This window comes from Sphingomonas sp. VDB2 (assembly GCF_047946695.1).
Lineage (GTDB): Bacteria > Pseudomonadota > Alphaproteobacteria > Sphingomonadales > Sphingomonadaceae > Sphingobium > Sphingobium bisphenolicum.
In genome coordinates this window covers 3669985-3685501 of sequence record NZ_CP159615.1, presented here as the reverse complement: position 1 = coordinate 3685501, position 15517 = coordinate 3669985, and the positions used below count along the sequence as shown (strand labels likewise).

Sequence of the window (15517 nt, the reverse complement as noted above, 5' to 3'; positions counted from 1 at the left end):
ACGAGGGGCGGCGTCGATTGACTTTCGCGCGATTTAGCCCGCATCGCGCTGGCCCGACACCATGTCCACCCGCTCCTGCAGCCAGTCGGCGACGGCGCCGATCCGCGCCAGCTTGCGCAGGTCGCCATGCATGACCAGCCAGAAGCTGCGGGTGATCTCGACCCGGTCGGCCATCAACGGCGCCAGTCCGGGGTCGCGCCGCGCTATGAAGTCGGGCAACACGCCGATCCCCGCCCCGTCCGCGATCATCCGCTGCTGCATGATGATGCTGGTCGATCGCAGGGTCGCCTCCAGCCCCGCCTCCACCTCGTCCAGATAATCGAGTTCGGGAGAGAAGATGAACTCCGGCACATAGCCGACCAGCACATGGTCGCGCAGATCCGCCGGGGCGGCGGGCGTACCGGCCCGCGCCAGATAGGCGGGCGCGGCGTAAAGATGCAGCCGATAGTCGCCCAGCCGCCGCACCGTCAGCCGCCCGCGCTGCGGCCGCGCCAGCATCACCGCCATATCGGCTTCGCGGTTGGACGGATTGAGGAAGCCGGACGCCGTCACCAGGTCCAGCCTGATCCCCGGATGCCGCCGGTTGAAATCCCCCATGCCCGGCGCCAGCACCCAGGTGCCGAAACCTTCCGCCACCGAAAGCCGCACCTGCCCCGCCAGCCGATGCTCCTGCCCCTTCACATCCTCCATCGCCGCGAGCGCCGCGCTTTCCGCGCCTTCGGCATGGTGCAGCAGCGCGTGGCCGCGCGCCGTCAGCGCCCGCTCACCCGCGCCCAGTTCGAACAATTCGGCATCGAGCGCCTTTTCCAGCCGTGCCAGCCGCCGCGCGATGGTGGTCGCATCGATGCCCAGCGCACGGGCGGCGGGCGCCACCTTGCGCGCGCGGGCGACCGCCAGAAATACCCTGAGATCGTCCCAGTCGAACATTACGCGCGCCCATCCTGCAAATTTGCAGCCTGTCCATGCACAACTTCGCCATTGCTTGCAATAACGCGGCATTGCTAGAAGCAGGATGAAAGCGAACCTGCTGCGCAGCGCCCGTCGGCGCGCCGGACAGGTTTGCGGAGTATGGAGAGCATGACCCAGTTCGACCTGACCGAGGACCAGCGCGCCATCCAGGAAATGGCGCAGCGATTCACCGCCGACGCGATCACGCCCCATGCGGCGGAATGGGACGAGAAGCATATCTTCCCCCGCGACACGATCCGCGCGGCCGCGGACCTCGGCTTTGGCGGCATCTATGTGTCGGAGGAAGCGGGCGGCATCGGCCTTGGCCGGCTGGAATCCGCCCTCATCATGGAAGCGATGGCCTATGGCTGCCCGTCCACCAGCGCCTTCATCTCGATCCATAATATGGGCGCCTGGATGATCGATCGGTTCGGCAGCCAGGCGGTGAAAGACAAATATCTGCCCGATCTCGTACCCATGGCACGCATGGCGAGCTATTGCCTGACCGAAGCAGGCGCAGGATCGGACGCCGCCGCGCTCAAGACCAAGGCGGTCCGGGACGGCGATCATTATGTCGTGACAGGTTCCAAACAGTTCATCTCCGGCGGCGGCGAGAATGAGGTCTATGTCGTCATGGTCCGCACCGGGGAGGATGGGCCGAAGGGCATCTCTTGCCTCGTCATCGAAAAGGACATGCCCGGCGTCAGCTTCGGCGCGCAGGAACGCAAGCTCGGCTGGCACAGCCAACCCACGGCGCAGGTCAATTTCGACGCCGTGCGTGTGCCGGTGGAAAATCTGGTCGGCCAGGAAGGCGAAGGTTTCCGCATCGCGATGATGGGGCTGGACGGCGGCCGGCTCAATATCGGCGCCTGCTCGCTCGGCGGCGCACAACGCTGCATCGACGAAAGCCTACGCTATACCAAGGATCGCAAGCAGTTCGGCCAGTCCATCGCCGACTTCCAGAACACCCAATTCACCCTGGCCGACATGCAGACCGAATTGGAGGCCGCCCGCACGCTGCTCTATGCCGCCGCGGTCAAGGTGACCGACAATGCGCCCGACAAGACCCGCTTCGCCGCGATGGCGAAACGCTTCGCCACCGACACCGGATCGTCGGTGGTCGATCGCGCGCTGCAACTTCACGGCGGCTATGGCTATCTGATGGACTATCCGATCGAACGCTTCTGGCGCGACCTGCGCGTCCATTCCATCCTGGAAGGCACCAACCAGGTCATGCGGATGATCGTGGCGCGGGATATGTTGCGCTGAACCCAATCCTCGCCCCCTTGGGGGAGAGGATATGAAGCCTTGGCGCGGAACGCGCCTAGGCGAAGTTGGAGAGGGGCGGTTCCGCACGCCCCCTCTCCCGGCTCCGACTAGGCGGCAAGGCTGCCAAGTCTTCGCATCCCTCTCCCTCGATGGGGCGAGGAAGGAGAATGACATGACCGACCAAGTCCTGACCATCATCGACAACGGCGTCGGCCGCATCCGCCTGAACCGGCCCAGGGCGATCCACGCCCTCACCCCGGAGATGTGCGAAGCGATCAACGACGCGCTGCTGGCGTGGCGCGAGGATGACGCGGTCGTCGCGGTGATGATCGATCATCTGCCCGCCGCCGACGGCGATCCCAAATTGTCGCGCGGCTTCTGCGCCGGCGGCGACATCGCGCTGATCGCCAACAGCGCGAAAGCCGATTGCGTCGAGGCCGAACGCTTCTTCCATGTCGAATATCGGATGAACCATCTGCTGTTCGTCTATCCCAAGCCGATCGTCGCCTTCATCGACGGCATCGTCATGGGCGGCGGCGTGGGCATCTCCCTTCCCGCCCGGTTCCGCGTGGCGACCGAGCGAACGAATTTCGCCATGCCCGAAACCGGCATCGGCCTGTTCCCCGACGTGGGCGGCGGCTGGTATCTGCCGCGCCTGCCCGGCCGCGTCGGCGCCTGGCTGGCCGCGACGGGCGCGCGGATCGACGGGGCGGATTGCGCCGCCGTCGGCATCGCCACCCATTATATCGCATCGGACCGGCTGGATGCGATCAAGGCGCGCATCCTGGCCGACCCGACCGGGCTGGGCGAAATATTGGACGAAAATGGCGAAACCCCGCCGCTATCGAAGCTGGACGCGCACCGCGCCGACATCGACCGGCTGTTCGCCTCCGACAAGGCGGAGGCGATCGTCGCCGCGCTGCAGGCGGACGGCGGCGAGTGGTCGGGCAAGCAACTGGCGGTGCTCGCCACCAAATCGCCCCAGACGATCAAGGTGGCGCTGCGCCAGTTGGTCGAGGGCGCGGCCAAGACCGACTTCGCCGCCAATATGGCGATGGAATATGGCCTCGCCTGCGCGATCATCCGCCGCCCCGATTTCGTCGAGGGCGTCCGCGCGGTGATTTTCGACAAGGATAATGCGCCGCAATGGAATCCGGCCACGCTGGAGGGGGTGAGCGATGCGATGATCGACGCGATCTTTGCGCCGCTGCCTGCGGGCAGCCAGTGGACACCCCTGCCGCCACGGGCCGGCGCGGACTGATCCTGTCCTATCGGGACGTCGGCTGATAGACTTGGGTCCGGCCTCTGCCGCCCTTCGCGCCCGACTTTCCGATAGGATCGGGCCAGCGCAACATAATGTCCGAATATGCGGGAAATATGCGAAGTTAAGCGGAAGAGGATAGGATTATGACCCAGACGATCGCCTTCATCGGCCTTGGCAATATGGGTGGCGGGATGGCCGCCAACCTGCTCAAGAACGGCTATGCCGTGCGCGCCTTCGACCTGTCGGAAGAGGCTTTGGCCAAGGCGGAAGGCCATGGTGCCGTCCGCGCCGCCAGCGCCGCCGACGCGGTGACCGGGGCCGACGCGGTGGTGACGATGCTGCCCGCGGGCAAGCATGTCGAGAGCGTCTATAACGAGCAGGTATTCGGCGTGGCAAAGCCCGGCGCGCTCTTCCTCGACTGTTCGACCATCGACGTCGCCACCGCGCGCCGCGTGATCGACGCGGCCGTCGCCAAAGGCTTCGAGATGGTCGACGCGCCCGTATCGGGCGGCATCGCGGCGGCCAACGGCGGAACGCTCACCTTCATGGTCGGCGGCGCGGATACGGCCTTCGCCAAGGCCCGGCCGATCCTGTCCGCCATGGGCAAGGCGGTGATCCATGCCGGCGGCGCGGGCAACGGCCAGGGCGCGAAAATCTGCAACAATATGCTGCTGGGCGCGACCATGGTCGCCACCTGCGAGAGTTTCGCCATGGCCAAGAAGCTGGGGCTCGATCCCCAGACCTTCTACGACATCTCCAGCGTGTCGTCGGGCCAGAGCTGGTCGATGACCAGCTACTGCCCCGTCCCCGGCGTCGGCCCGCAATCGCCGTCCGACAATGGCTATCAGGGCGGCTTCGCGGTCGGCCTGATGCTCAAGGACTTGAAACTGGCGACCGAAGCCGCCGCGTCGGTCGGCGCCAGCGTGCCGATGGGCAATGCCGCCGAAGCGCTCTACCAGATGCTCGCCAACCAAGGGGAAGCCGGCCGCGACTTCTCCCTTATGATCGAGATGCTGGAAGGGAAGTGACGCCGTCCGTTCGGGCTGAGCGAAGTCGAAGCCCATCACTGAGCGAAGCGAAGTGTCCTCCCTACGGTCGGACTGACCCTTCGACTTCGCTCAGTCAGGGCGAACGGAACTCTACTTCCCCTTGCCCGCCTCCGCCGCGGCGAGCACGCGCAGCACGTTGCCGGACCAGATTTTCTGGATGTCGGCCTCCGAATAGCCCGCCTTCAGCAGCGCATCGGTGATCTTGGGCAGGGCGACCACATCCTCCATGCCCACCACGCCCCCGCCACCGTCCCAGTCGAGGCCGATGCCGACATGATCCGGCCCCACGACCTTCAGCGCGTGCAGCATATGGGCCATGAAATCATCGAAGGTCGGCCGATCGGTATCGGGATAGAGCTTGTCTATCTCCTGCCGCTTGGCCAGCAGTTCGGCGCGCTTCTCCGGCGAGAGCTTGGCGTCCTCGCGCATCTGCCCGTATAGCGCCATCAACGCCTTCTGCCGCTCCGGATTGGGCTTGGACGCGCGCAGATAGGCGCCATAGGCGTTCATCTGGATCACCCCACCCTTGGCCGCCAAGGCTTTCAGATGCGCGTCGTCGACGTTGCGCGGATGATCGTAGATCGCCTTGCAGCCCGAATGGGTCAGCAGCACCGGCGTGGTGGACAGCGCCAGCAGGTCATCCAGCACCTGGTCCGACGAGTGCGAGGCATCGGGCACGATACCCAGCCGGTTCATTTCCTTGAGCAATTCCTTGCCCAGCGGGCTGAGCCCGCCATAGCGCGGCTTCTTCGACGGGTCGGTGGAGCTGTCGGCGAACTGGTTATGCGCGAAATGGGCGAACCCCGACACACGCACGCCCATGTCGTAGAACAGGTCGATCAGCGACACGTCCTCGCCCAGCGGATAGGCGTTCTCGATCGACATATAGACGATCCGCCTGCCCGCCGCCGCGATCGGCGCCGCGTCCTTCGCCTCCAGCGCGAGTTGGAAATTGGCCGGATCGGCGGCGACCATCGACCGGATCGACAGGCCGCGCAGGATCGCGAAGTCGCGCGCCTTGCGGAACCCCTCGATCGTCAGCGGCCCCTGCCCGGTATAGATAGCCCAGAAACCGCCATCCAGGCCGCCTTTCTTCATCCGTGGCAAATCGACCTGGGTATAGTCGCTATGGACGCCATGTTCCTCGTCGATCGACCAACCCGGCAGGTCGAGCGAAGCCGGCGTATCGAGATGGCTGTCGAGGGTGATGAGCTTCTGATGAAGCTGATACACCTTCTTGGACACATCCTGCGCTTGCGCGGCGACCGGGAGCAGCGCCAGAAGCGCCGCCCCCATCATCCACCCGGCCCGCATCAGATTTCACCCGAGATGGTGAACTGGAAGGTGCGCGGGGACAGCGGCCGGAATGCGCCGTCGCCCGTCACCGACGAAGAGATGAAGGACAATACGTCCTTGTCGAAGATATTGTCGACGTTGAACCGCGCCTTCACGCTCTTGATCGGACCCAGGCTGAAGCCGTCGCCAATGTCCACATAGCCGCTGAACACGGTATAGGCGGGGACACTGGAGCCAGCCGTGTTGGTGAAGGTCGACCAGCGCTTGCTGGTATATTTGCCCGAGATATTGGCGACCAGCCAGCTTGCCGGTTCGATGGTCACGCCCCCGCTGACGATCCACTTGGCGCTGTCGGGGATATATTTGCCCGCCGTCGCATAGGTCACCGACGCGACGATGTCGTCCTGAAACTTGGCATGGTTGTAGGTGACGTTGGCGTTGGCATAGGCCAGGCCATTGAGGAAGGCGGGCTTGTAGGTGCCGCTGGCTTCGACGCCATAGGCCTTCACCCGGCCGACATTCTGGTAGAAGGTTTCGGTCGATGCGCCGCCGCCCTCGACGAAGGTCGTGATCGACTGGATGCGGTTCTTGAACTTGGTGTAATAGCCCGCGATCGAGGCATAGACTTGGCCCTGGTTGGTGCGGAAGCCCAGCTCCATATTCTTGGAACGCTCCGGATTGGGCTGCGGCACCAGCGCGGAGGTGCCGGTGCGGGTGACGGCATAAATGTCGTCCATCCCCTTGGGCAGCGCCATATTCTCGGCATAGGAGGCGAAAATCTGGCTGCGCCCATCCAGCTTGTAAAGCACGCCGGCCATCGGCAGGAACATGTCGCGATAATGGGCGCTGTTGATCTGCGGTCCCCAGCCGGCAACGCCGACGCCGCCGACCACGCGATAATAGTCGTCGAAGTCGCGATAGCCGCGCAGGCTGTAGTCGAGCATCAGCCCCTTGAAGCCCACGTCCAGCACCAGCCGGTCGTCCATCAGCTTGAGCGTGTCCTTGAGCGACACCTGCAACGTATCGCGCTGCGAGCGATAGTTGCGGCGCAGATAGACGAGCTCGTCCAGATTGGGTTCGCCGTCGGGCGCGCCATCGACCGTGTTGTAGCGCGCCTGGGTGCGGTGATATTTGTCGACTTCGGCCCACAGCCCGGCCTCGACGATATTGTTGCCCTGTTCCCAGTGCAGCTTGTTGGCGATGCCGTAGCGATTGCCACCCACGCCCGACCGGCCATATTGCACGCCCTTGGGCGCGGTGACGGCGAGGCCGGCCTGCGCCTGTGCGGTGTAGCGGGTCAGCGAATTGGCATAGGTGTCGGGCGACACGCCATAGCCGCCCTTGTCTTCCCAATAAAGGGTCGATTCCGCCCATACCCCGTCGGCGATCCCGGCATGGAAGGTTGCGCCATAGAGGCGATCCTTACGCACGTTGATGGCGAGATTGTAGACGTTGGCGTAATTGCTGTTGGAATAATAGACGCCCGCCACCGCCGGCGCGAAGTTGGTCGTCGTGTTGGGGACATTTTCCAGATAGGCATAATCGCGGCCGCACTGGCCGACCAGGTTGGTGCTCGCGCAATTATATTGCGCGCGCGTGAGGGTCGGCGAATCATAGTCGAAAAAGTCGTTCGATACGAATTTGAACCGCGCCCAGCTATCGCCACCCAGATCCGCGTGCAGTTGCGCTTCCCAATGCTCGCGGTCGATCGTGCCGGGGCCGCGCCACAGGTCGCTGTTGAGCTTGGTGCGGCTGACATAGGCCTTGAACGGACCGACCTTGCCGGAGTTCACGCGGATGAAAGTGCGCTTCAGGCTGTCGTCGCCGAAGCTCTGCGACACGAACAGGCCCATCTCGTCCTGCGGTGCGATGCTGTTATACTGCACCACCGGGCCGAGCGTCGAATAGCTGGGCAGGCCGACGTCGCCCGCGCCGACCGAGGCTTCCACCACGCCCAGATTTTCATTGTCGACATAGCGGAAGACCGGACTGCCGCCGAAGGCGTCGCTGCGACCCGTAGGGATGCCGTCGACCACGAAGCCGATCTGGTCGAGATTGAAGGCGCGGGTCTGGACGCTGTTGCCGAACTCGTAGAGGCCGAGCGCCCCGTCGGTCTGAACGTTGAAGCCGGGTAGCTGCTCCAGCATCTTGAGACCCGAAATGCCCGACGGCGCCGACAAAAGCGCCTCGCGAGTCACCGCGACGACATTGCTGATCTTGTCCTCGCCGATCGCTTCGGACGATTGCGAGATGCGGCGGCCGGTGACGGTGATCGTCTCGCTCTCGTCGCCGACCGGTTCCTGCGCATGGGCGGCGTTCAGCGCCCCGGTGGCGCAGGCGAACAGTAGCGCCGCGCGCGCGGAACGACGGATGGACGAGATAACGGACATGCAAGGGCTCCCTGTTTCACAACGAGCCAATCAGGGGGCGCTTTTGCACGCCTCACCTCTCCCCGAACGATGACCGGGGACGCCTGTCTGTACCCGCCGTCGTTTCTACGTTTTCTTGTGAAACGAGACTGTCGGGGAACTCCGCCATAGGCCAATGAGATTTTCTCGGCCTATGGCAGAACAATCAATATGTTACGGATAATTTCAGTGCGGTCGCCCGCCGCAATATATCAGCGCCCCTTCCAGACGCCGGCACGCTTTTCGACGAAGGCGGTCATGCCTTCCTTCTTGTCCTGCGTCGCGGTCAGTATCTGGAACAGGCGACGCTCGGTCAGCAGCCCCTGCGCCAGGCCGGTTTCGAAGGCGATGTTGACCATTTCCTTGTTGATCATCGCCGCCATGGGCGGCAGCGCAGCGATCGCCGCGGCGGCCTTGAGCGCTTCGTCCAGCAATTCGGCTGCCGGGACGATACGGCTCACCAGACCCGAACGTTCGGCTTCGGCGGCGTCCATCATGCGGCCGGTCAGGCACATTTCCATCGCCTTGGCCTTGCCCACCGCGCGGGTCAGCCGCTGCGACCCGCCCATGCCGGGCGCGACGCCCAGCTTGATTTCGGGCTGGCCGAATTTCGCCGTGTCGCCCGCCAGGATGAAGTCGGCCATCATCGCCAGTTCGCAGCCGCCGCCCAGCGCAAAGCCCTGCACCGCCGCGATCCACGGCTTGCGGGTCGCCACCACGCCGGTCTGCCAGCCGGAGAAGAAATCCTCCAGGAAGAAGTCGGCCGCGTCCTTGTCGACCATTTCCTTGATGTCGGCGCCGGCCGCGAACGCCTTTTCGCCGCTGCCGGTCAGCACCGCGCAACGCTGGGTCGGATCGGCGTCATAGGCGCCGAATGCCGCGCTCAGATCCTTCAGCACCTGGCTGTTGAGCGCATTCAGGGCCTGCGGCCGGTTGAGCGTGATCAGCGTCACGGCGTCGCGCTGCTCGACCAGGATCGTCTCGTAAGTCATCGCCATCTCCTTATGTCTTTGGGACCGCTCTATGGGCATGGGCGGCGCTGCACCAGTCCCCGTGCGCCCGCATTTGCGCCGAGCCTATCGGCACAGATGCATGAAGTCGCGATCATAGCTTTTGAGGTGCGCGCCGCCATCGACATAGAGCGTCTGCCCGGTCACGGCGGTCGCCTCGACCAGATAGAGCACCGCCTGCGCGATCTGCTCCGCCTGCGGCAGGCGGGCGAGCGGCATCATCTCCGCCAGACGTTCCATCTGCGCCTCGTCATAGTCGGGCGTCGCGATCGTCAGGCCCGGCGCGACGGCATTGACCCGCACCTTGGGCGCAAGGCTGCCGGCGCTGGTGCGCGTCAGCCCGGCCAATGCCAGCTTGGAGAGCGTATAGGCCAACTGGTCGGCATGGGGGTGATCGATGCGCTGGTCGAGGATGTTGACGATGCAGCGGTCGCCCACCCCCGCCGGCACGGTGGCGAACGCCTTGGTCAGCAAGGTCGGCGCGGCGCAATTCACCGCATAATGCGTCATCAGGTCGTCGGCCGTGACCGTGTCGAGCCGGTCCTGCCCGAACAGGGCGGCGCTGTTGATCAATATGTCTGGCGGGCGACCGAACCGCTCCGCGACCTTCGCCACCAATTCCTCCGCCCCTTCCGGATCGGCGAAATCGACGACGAAACCGTCCCATTCCGTGCCCTCCTCCTCGAAGGTCAGAGCCAGATGGGAATCGAGCCGCGTATCGTGGCTGCCATGGATGGCGAGCGAATGACCGGCCTTCGCCAGCGCGGCCGCAATGATGCCGCCCAGCCGTCGATGCCCGCCCGTGACGAGCGCCAGCCGCTTGGGCGCCAGCGGCGCGCCGACCGGCGCGGTGTCGCTGCGCGCCTTACCCAGCGGCCGATAGGCAGGTTCGTCGTCGCCGCTCATGAAGCGATGAGCTTCAGCACTTCCTCCCGCGACTTTTCATCGTCGCGGAACACGCCGAGCATACGGCTGGTCTTCATGATGACATTGGGCGTGCGCACGCCGCGCCCGGTCATGCAGCCATGGGTCGCCTCGATCACCACCGCGACGCCCTGGGGTTTCAGATGATCCCAGATGCAGTTGGCGACTTCGGATGTCAGCCGTTCCTGCACCTGCAGCCGGTTGGCATAGGCGTGCAGGACACGGGCCAGCTTGGATATGCCCACGACATAGGCGCCGGGCAGATAGGCGATATGCGCCTTCCCCACGATCGGCGCCATATGATGTTCGCAATGCGACTGGAACGGAATATCCTTGAGCAGGACGACATCGTCATAGCCGCCCACTTCATGGAAGATGCGCGAGAGATGATAGGCCGGGTCGTCGCCATAGCCGCGGCAATATTCACGCCAGGCGCGCGCGACGCGTTCGGGCGTTTCCATCAGGCCTTCGCGTTCGGGCGCATCGCCCGACCAGCGAATCAGGGTGCGGATCGCCTCGCTGACTTCGGCCGGAACCGGCTCCTTGCCTTCGCCGACGGTCTCCGCTTCGAGTTCACAAGCCATGAACAGGGCCACTCCTTATGCTGTTGCGACGCATATGGCGGTTGGGGTGCGTGATGGCCAGTGTCTTTCGGACCGCTGGACACAAGATCGCCATGGTGGCAAATCGGGGAATAATCGGGATCGCCACCAGCCAATGCATTACCGCCTGAACATCCATGCGCACTGAACGGATCGCCGCCGTTCTGCTGGCGGCCGGAACATCCACCCGCTTTGGCGAAGACGACAAGCTGATGGCCGACCTGCGCGGCAAGCCGCTCGCCGCCCATGTGCTGGAAACGGTCGCCTCCATGGCCTTTGCCGAATTGATCGCGGTCGTGCGCCCGATCGAGCAGGCCCCTGTCATCCACCGCAAGCTGGACCGGCGCGGCTATACCATCATCGTCAACGACCGGCCCGAAGAAGGCATATCGGGCAGCATCGTCCGCGCGGTCGACTATGTCATGCCCAACATGAAGATACGCGGCATCCTCATCTGCCTGGCCGACATGCCAGACGTGCCGCAGACTCATTATAACCGCATCTGCCTGGCCGCGGAGGACATCAGGTCCGTCGTCGCTTCCACCGACGGCTTCTCCTCTTCCCCGCCCGCCTTCATTGGCCGCAAGCATTTCCCCGAACTGCTGGCGCTGAAGGGCGACCAGGGCGCGCGCGCCTTGCTGAGCCACGGCATCCAGATCGAAACGACGGGCAATGTCCTGCACGATATCGACACACCGGAGGATCTGCCCGGCTGGCGACCGGTGACGCCGCAATAACTACGCCAGATTATTGGTTTACGCGATTTCCAAGTCTAGTTCGACCGGGTCGGATCGGTCATGGGATCGCCCATCTCACGCGGGTCGGGCGCGCGGCTGATCGGCAGCGATCCGGTCTGGCGTTCCAGCATCCGGTGGACTACAGGCGGGTTGGGACCGGCATGGAGCGCATGGATGGCCTGGCTGTTGTCGATGTCCGCCACCGTCCGCCGCTGATTGTGCCGGACATAATCGAGCCAGGTCGACACATGATAGCGCTCCACCCATAAGGCCGGATCGCCCAGGTCGCGCATCAGCGACCAGCCATGCGCGCCGTCGCGGCGGCGGATGCGCCGCCGCTCGCTCATCGCGGACAGGAAGGGCACGATCGATCCGGCCGGGATGCGATATTCGATGGTGACGACCACCGGTCCGCTGCGGGGTTCCACCGGCACCGCCGTATCCGGTTCGCGCCAGCTATTCTGCAGGTCCAGATTATCCTCACCGGCCTGCGGCAGCGGGCGGAGCAGGCCCAGCATGGCGGCCGCGAACTGCGCGCCGGCCGACGCATAGAGCGCCTCCACCACGCCATGATGCTCGGCGATCCAGCCGAACATCCACGCCCCGATCGCCATGCCGCCGAATGCGGTCATCTGATAGAGCGACACCGCCCGCGCCACGACCCAGCGCGGCGCCGACATCTGCACCGACACGTTGAACGTAGCCAGCGCCGTCACCCATCCCATGCCCGCCAGCAGATAGCCCAGCAGCGCCAGCGCCAGCCAACTGCTGGCGCCAGTGATGGCGGTGCCGAGCGCCAGGGTCAGCGCCGCCGACCGCACCATCGTCTCCACCGAGAAGCGCGCCCGCAAATGGCGGGTCGACAAGGCCGCCAGCACGGCGCCGATACCGAACGCGCCGCTGGTCATGCCGAAGGTGAGCGCCCCGCCGCCCAGCACGTCGCGAGCGACCAGCGGCATCAAGGCCGACACCGCACTGGCGCCGATGCCGAAGGCGGCGCCGCGCAGCAGCACCAACTGGATATTGGGCGACATCGCGACATAGCGCACGCCCGCCCCCATCGCGACGCCCAGCCGCTCGCGCGGGAGCAGCTTGGGTGGCAGGTCCGGTCGCCAGCGGAACAGGACCGTCAGCAGGGCGATATAGCTGACCGCATTGGTCAGGAAGGCCGCCGCCGCCCCCGCCGCCGCGACGATCACGCCACCCAGCGCCGGACCGACGCTACGCGCCAGATTGAAGCCCATCGAGTTCATCGCGACCGCGCTCGGCAGGATGGCGCGCGGCACCATGTCACCGACCGACGCCTGCCAGGCGGGACCGTTGATTGCGGTGGCGCAGCCGATCAGGAAGGTGAAGCCCAGCAGCAGCCAGGGCGTGACCAGCCCGGCCCAGGCGGTCAGCGCCAGCGCAGTCGACACGATCAGCATCGACGCCTGGCAGGCGATCATTACCTTGCGCCGGTCGAGATTGTCGGCGACCGCCCCGGCCCACAGCGACAGCAGCATGATCGGCAAGGTCGTGGCGGCCGGAACCAGCGCGATCAGTTGCGGCGAGGCCGACAGCGAGGTCATCATCCAGGCCGCGCCGACCGACTGGATCAGACCGCCGAAGTTCGACGCAAGGCTGGCGGTCCAGATCGCGCGAAAGATGGGGATGGAGAGCGGCGAAGGCGGTTCTTGAGTCGGGGTTTGCGTCACGCTGTCCATGAAGGGGGATATAAGCCGCAACGCCGAGGGCGCAACGCTCCTAAACGCGCCCGGTGCGCAGCGCCATGGCCCAATCGGCGCGTTCGCGTGCCTCCGCTGCGCGGGCGGCGGCTTCCCAGTCATAGGGGATGGCGATCGGCTCCGCCCGCCATCCGTCCGCCGTCCGATCCACGATCGCGTAGCGGGCATGGGGCGCGCCCGTCTCCACCTTGTGCGGCACAGGATGATCGTCGGCATAGGCCGGCAAGCCCACGCTGCCGGGATTGACGATCATTCCGCCGTCCGGTCGGCGGTGGATGCGGGGAATATGGGTGTGGCCGCATAGGATCAAAGGCGCGGCTACGCCCCCTGCCCGCGACTCCACTTCATCCGCTGTGGCGGCCCGCAACCCGGCGGGTTCGACCGTTTCGAGCCAATAGCAGAGATCATCGCCCGGCGCGCCATGGACCATCAGCACATCGTCGGCCAGCCACAGGCTTTCCGGCAGCGCCGCGATCCAGTCGCGATGACGGGGTTGCAGGACCGAGTCCGTGTAGCGATCCGACGCGCCCATGCGGTCCTGATGCAGGGTCAGCAATTGCCGCTCATGATTGCCGCGGATCGTGGGCAGGTCGAGCGCCATCAGCCCGTCGGCCGTCTCGCAGGGGAAGAGCGGCCCGGACAGGATGTCCCCCAGGTTGACGATCGCATCCGCGCCGCGCCGCTCGACGTCGGCCAGCACGGCGTCGAGCGCGGCGATATTGCCGTGAATGTCGGAGAGGATGGCGATCCGCATCGCCCCTGAATGGCACAGGGATTCGCACCGCGAAAGGGCGGCGTGCGACAGCAAGTTGGACAGTATCTGCGATGTTTCGCTCCAGCCCCTCCACCTGCCGCTACGGCAGGGCGGGACGGCATATGGCCCATGCATTTACACTTGCACTTTACGTAAACGTAAATACATTTCCCTTCACATCCAGTGCGCCCGAAGGGCAGCCCACGGAGAGGGAAAGACATGGAAGCCTATATTTACGACGCCGTCAGGACGCCCCGTGGCCGGGGCAAGGCCGACGGGTCGCTGCACGAGATCACGCCCATTCAACTGGCGACGCAGGTGCTGGAAGCGGTGCGCGATCGCAGCCAGATCGACACGGCGGACGTTGATGACGTCATCCTGGGCTGCGTCAGCCCGGTCGGCGAACAGGGCGCCGACATCGCCCGCGTCGCAGTGCTGAACGCCAGCTATGCGGAGACCGTACCGGGCGTGCAGATCAACCGCTTCTGCGCTTCGGGGCTGGAGGCGGTGAACATGGCCGCCGCCAAGGTTTATTCGGGCGAGGCGATGTTCGCGATCGGCGGCGGGGTCGAATCCATGAGCCGCGTGCCGATGGCGTCGGACGGCGGTGCCTGGGCGATGGACCCGGCGGTCGCCTACAAGACCTATTTCGCGCCGCAGGGCATCGGCGCCGATGTGATCGCCACCAAGTTCGGCATCAGCCGCGACGATGCGGACGCCTATGCCGTCGAAAGCCAGAAGCGCGCCAAGGCCGCCTGGGACGAAGGCCGGTTCGCCAAGTCGATCGTGCCGGTGAAGGACGTGATCGGCCGCGTGGCGCTGGACCATGACGAACATATGCGCCCCGACGCGACGATGCAGTCGCTGGGCGCTCTGAAGCCCAGCTTCCTGGCCTTGGGCGAGGATATGCCCGGTTTCGATACGGTGGCGCTGCTGCGCTATCCCGAACTGGAGAAGGTCAACCATGTCCATCATGCCGGCAACAGCAGCGGCATCGTCGATGGCGCGGCGGCCGTGCTGGTCGGCAACAAGGATATGGGCGACAAATATGGGCTGAAGCCCCGCGCCCGCATCCGCGCCATGGCCTCGATCGGATCGGAACCGCTGATCATGCTGACCGGGCCGGAATTCGTCGCCGGCAAGCTGCTCGCCCGCGCAGGCATGTCCGCCGCCGACATCGACCTGTGGGAACTGAACGAGGCCTTTGCGTCGGTCGTGCTGCGCTACATGCAGGCGATGAACCTCGACCATGACAAGATCAATGTGAATGGCGGCGCGATCGCCTTTGGCCATCCGCTGGGCGCGACCGGGGCGATGGTGCTGGGTACGGCGCTGGACGAACTGGAACGGTCCGGCAAGGGCACGGCGCTCGTCAACCTGTGCGTCGGCGCGGGCATGGGCACCGGGATCATCATCGAGCGCGTTTGAAACAAGGATAAGACCCGTTCGCGCTGAGTAGGGACTGAGCCTGTCGAAGGCCCGTATCGAAGCATGTTTGGATACGCCATTTCGACTTCGCTCAATGGCTA

General features: G+C 65.2%; 13 protein-coding genes. 5 read left to right on the top strand and 8 right to left on the bottom strand.

Features of this window, described 5'->3' with window-relative positions; all coding sequences use genetic code 11:
• Positions 1 to 33: 33 nt before the first annotated feature.
• Positions 34 to 927 (bottom strand): LysR family transcriptional regulator, encoded by an 894-nt coding sequence (locus ABT375_RS18370; RefSeq protein ID WP_416463584.1) that lies wholly within the window; start codon positions 925 to 927, stop codon positions 34 to 36.
• A 150-nt stretch (positions 928 to 1077) separates the two neighbouring features.
• Between ABT375_RS18370 and ABT375_RS18365 the strand changes: the two genes are divergently transcribed.
• The 3 genes from ABT375_RS18365 to mmsB all read left to right on the top strand — a co-directional run bounded on the left by ABT375_RS18365 (position 1078) and on the right by mmsB (position 4509).
• Positions 1078 to 2217, top strand: a complete 1140-nt coding sequence (locus ABT375_RS18365) for an acyl-CoA dehydrogenase family protein (RefSeq protein WP_416463583.1) — start codon at positions 1078 to 1080, stop codon at positions 2215 to 2217.
• A 172-nt stretch (positions 2218 to 2389) separates the two neighbouring features.
• Positions 2390 to 3478 carry an enoyl-CoA hydratase/isomerase family protein gene (locus ABT375_RS18360; RefSeq protein ID WP_416463582.1) on the top strand — a complete coding sequence of 363 codons (1089 nt, stop codon included), beginning with the start codon at positions 2390 to 2392 and terminating at the stop codon, positions 3476 to 3478.
• Positions 3479 to 3624: 146 nt separating this feature from the next.
• Positions 3625 to 4509, top strand: coding sequence for a 3-hydroxyisobutyrate dehydrogenase (mmsB, locus tag ABT375_RS18355; RefSeq protein ID WP_416463581.1), 885 nt, complete (start codon positions 3625 to 3627; stop codon positions 4507 to 4509).
• Positions 4510 to 4620: 111 nt separating this feature from the next.
• Here mmsB and ABT375_RS18350 read toward each other — a convergent pair whose 3' ends face one another.
• From ABT375_RS18350 to folE, 5 genes are all read right to left on the bottom strand, one after another.
• Entirely contained in the window at positions 4621 to 5844 is a 1224-nt protein-coding gene (locus tag ABT375_RS18350; RefSeq protein ID WP_416463580.1) for a dipeptidase, read from the bottom strand.
• On the bottom strand, positions 5844 to 8216 hold the full coding sequence (locus ABT375_RS18345; RefSeq protein WP_416463579.1) for a TonB-dependent receptor: 2373 nt from the start codon (positions 8214 to 8216) through the stop codon (positions 5844 to 5846). The genes ABT375_RS18350 and ABT375_RS18345 overlap by 1 nt, the downstream gene beginning before the upstream one ends.
• Positions 8217 to 8446: 230 nt before the next feature.
• A complete protein-coding gene (locus ABT375_RS18340) occupies positions 8447 to 9226 on the bottom strand; it encodes an enoyl-CoA hydratase-related protein (protein ID WP_261935229.1) in 780 nt (259 codons plus the stop codon).
• Positions 9227 to 9310: 84 nt separating this feature from the next.
• Complete coding sequence (locus tag ABT375_RS18335) at positions 9311 to 10150, bottom strand: SDR family oxidoreductase (protein WP_224550013.1); 840 nt, start codon at positions 10148 to 10150, stop codon at positions 9311 to 9313.
• Complete coding sequence (gene folE / locus ABT375_RS18330) at positions 10147 to 10752, bottom strand: GTP cyclohydrolase I FolE (RefSeq protein ID WP_261935230.1); 606 nt, start codon at positions 10750 to 10752, stop codon at positions 10147 to 10149. Before folE ends, ABT375_RS18335 begins: the two co-directional genes overlap by 4 nt.
• 155 nt (positions 10753 to 10907) lie before the next feature.
• Here folE and ABT375_RS18325 point away from each other — a divergent pair, with 155 nt between their 5' ends.
• Positions 10908 to 11507, top strand: a complete 600-nt coding sequence (locus ABT375_RS18325) for a nucleotidyltransferase family protein (RefSeq protein WP_224550011.1) — start codon at positions 10908 to 10910, stop codon at positions 11505 to 11507.
• Between the two features lie 35 nt (positions 11508 to 11542).
• Here the strand turns inward: ABT375_RS18325 and ABT375_RS18320 are convergent, their stop codons facing one another.
• Together ABT375_RS18320 and ABT375_RS18315 are read right to left on the bottom strand one after the other, a co-directional pair.
• Positions 11543 to 13213, bottom strand: coding sequence for an MFS transporter (locus tag ABT375_RS18320; protein ID WP_224550010.1), 1671 nt, complete (start codon positions 13211 to 13213; stop codon positions 11543 to 11545).
• A gap of 40 nt (positions 13214 to 13253) precedes the next feature.
• Positions 13254 to 13988 (bottom strand): metallophosphoesterase family protein, encoded by a 735-nt coding sequence (locus tag ABT375_RS18315; RefSeq protein WP_416463578.1) that lies wholly within the window; start codon positions 13986 to 13988, stop codon positions 13254 to 13256.
• Between the two features lie 219 nt (positions 13989 to 14207).
• On the opposite strand from ABT375_RS18315, the gene ABT375_RS18310 reads away from it, so the two are divergent.
• Positions 14208 to 15416 carry an acetyl-CoA C-acetyltransferase gene (locus ABT375_RS18310; RefSeq protein ID WP_416463577.1) on the top strand — a complete coding sequence of 403 codons (1209 nt, stop codon included), beginning with the start codon at positions 14208 to 14210 and terminating at the stop codon, positions 15414 to 15416.
• Positions 15417 to 15517: the final 101 nt, after the last annotated feature.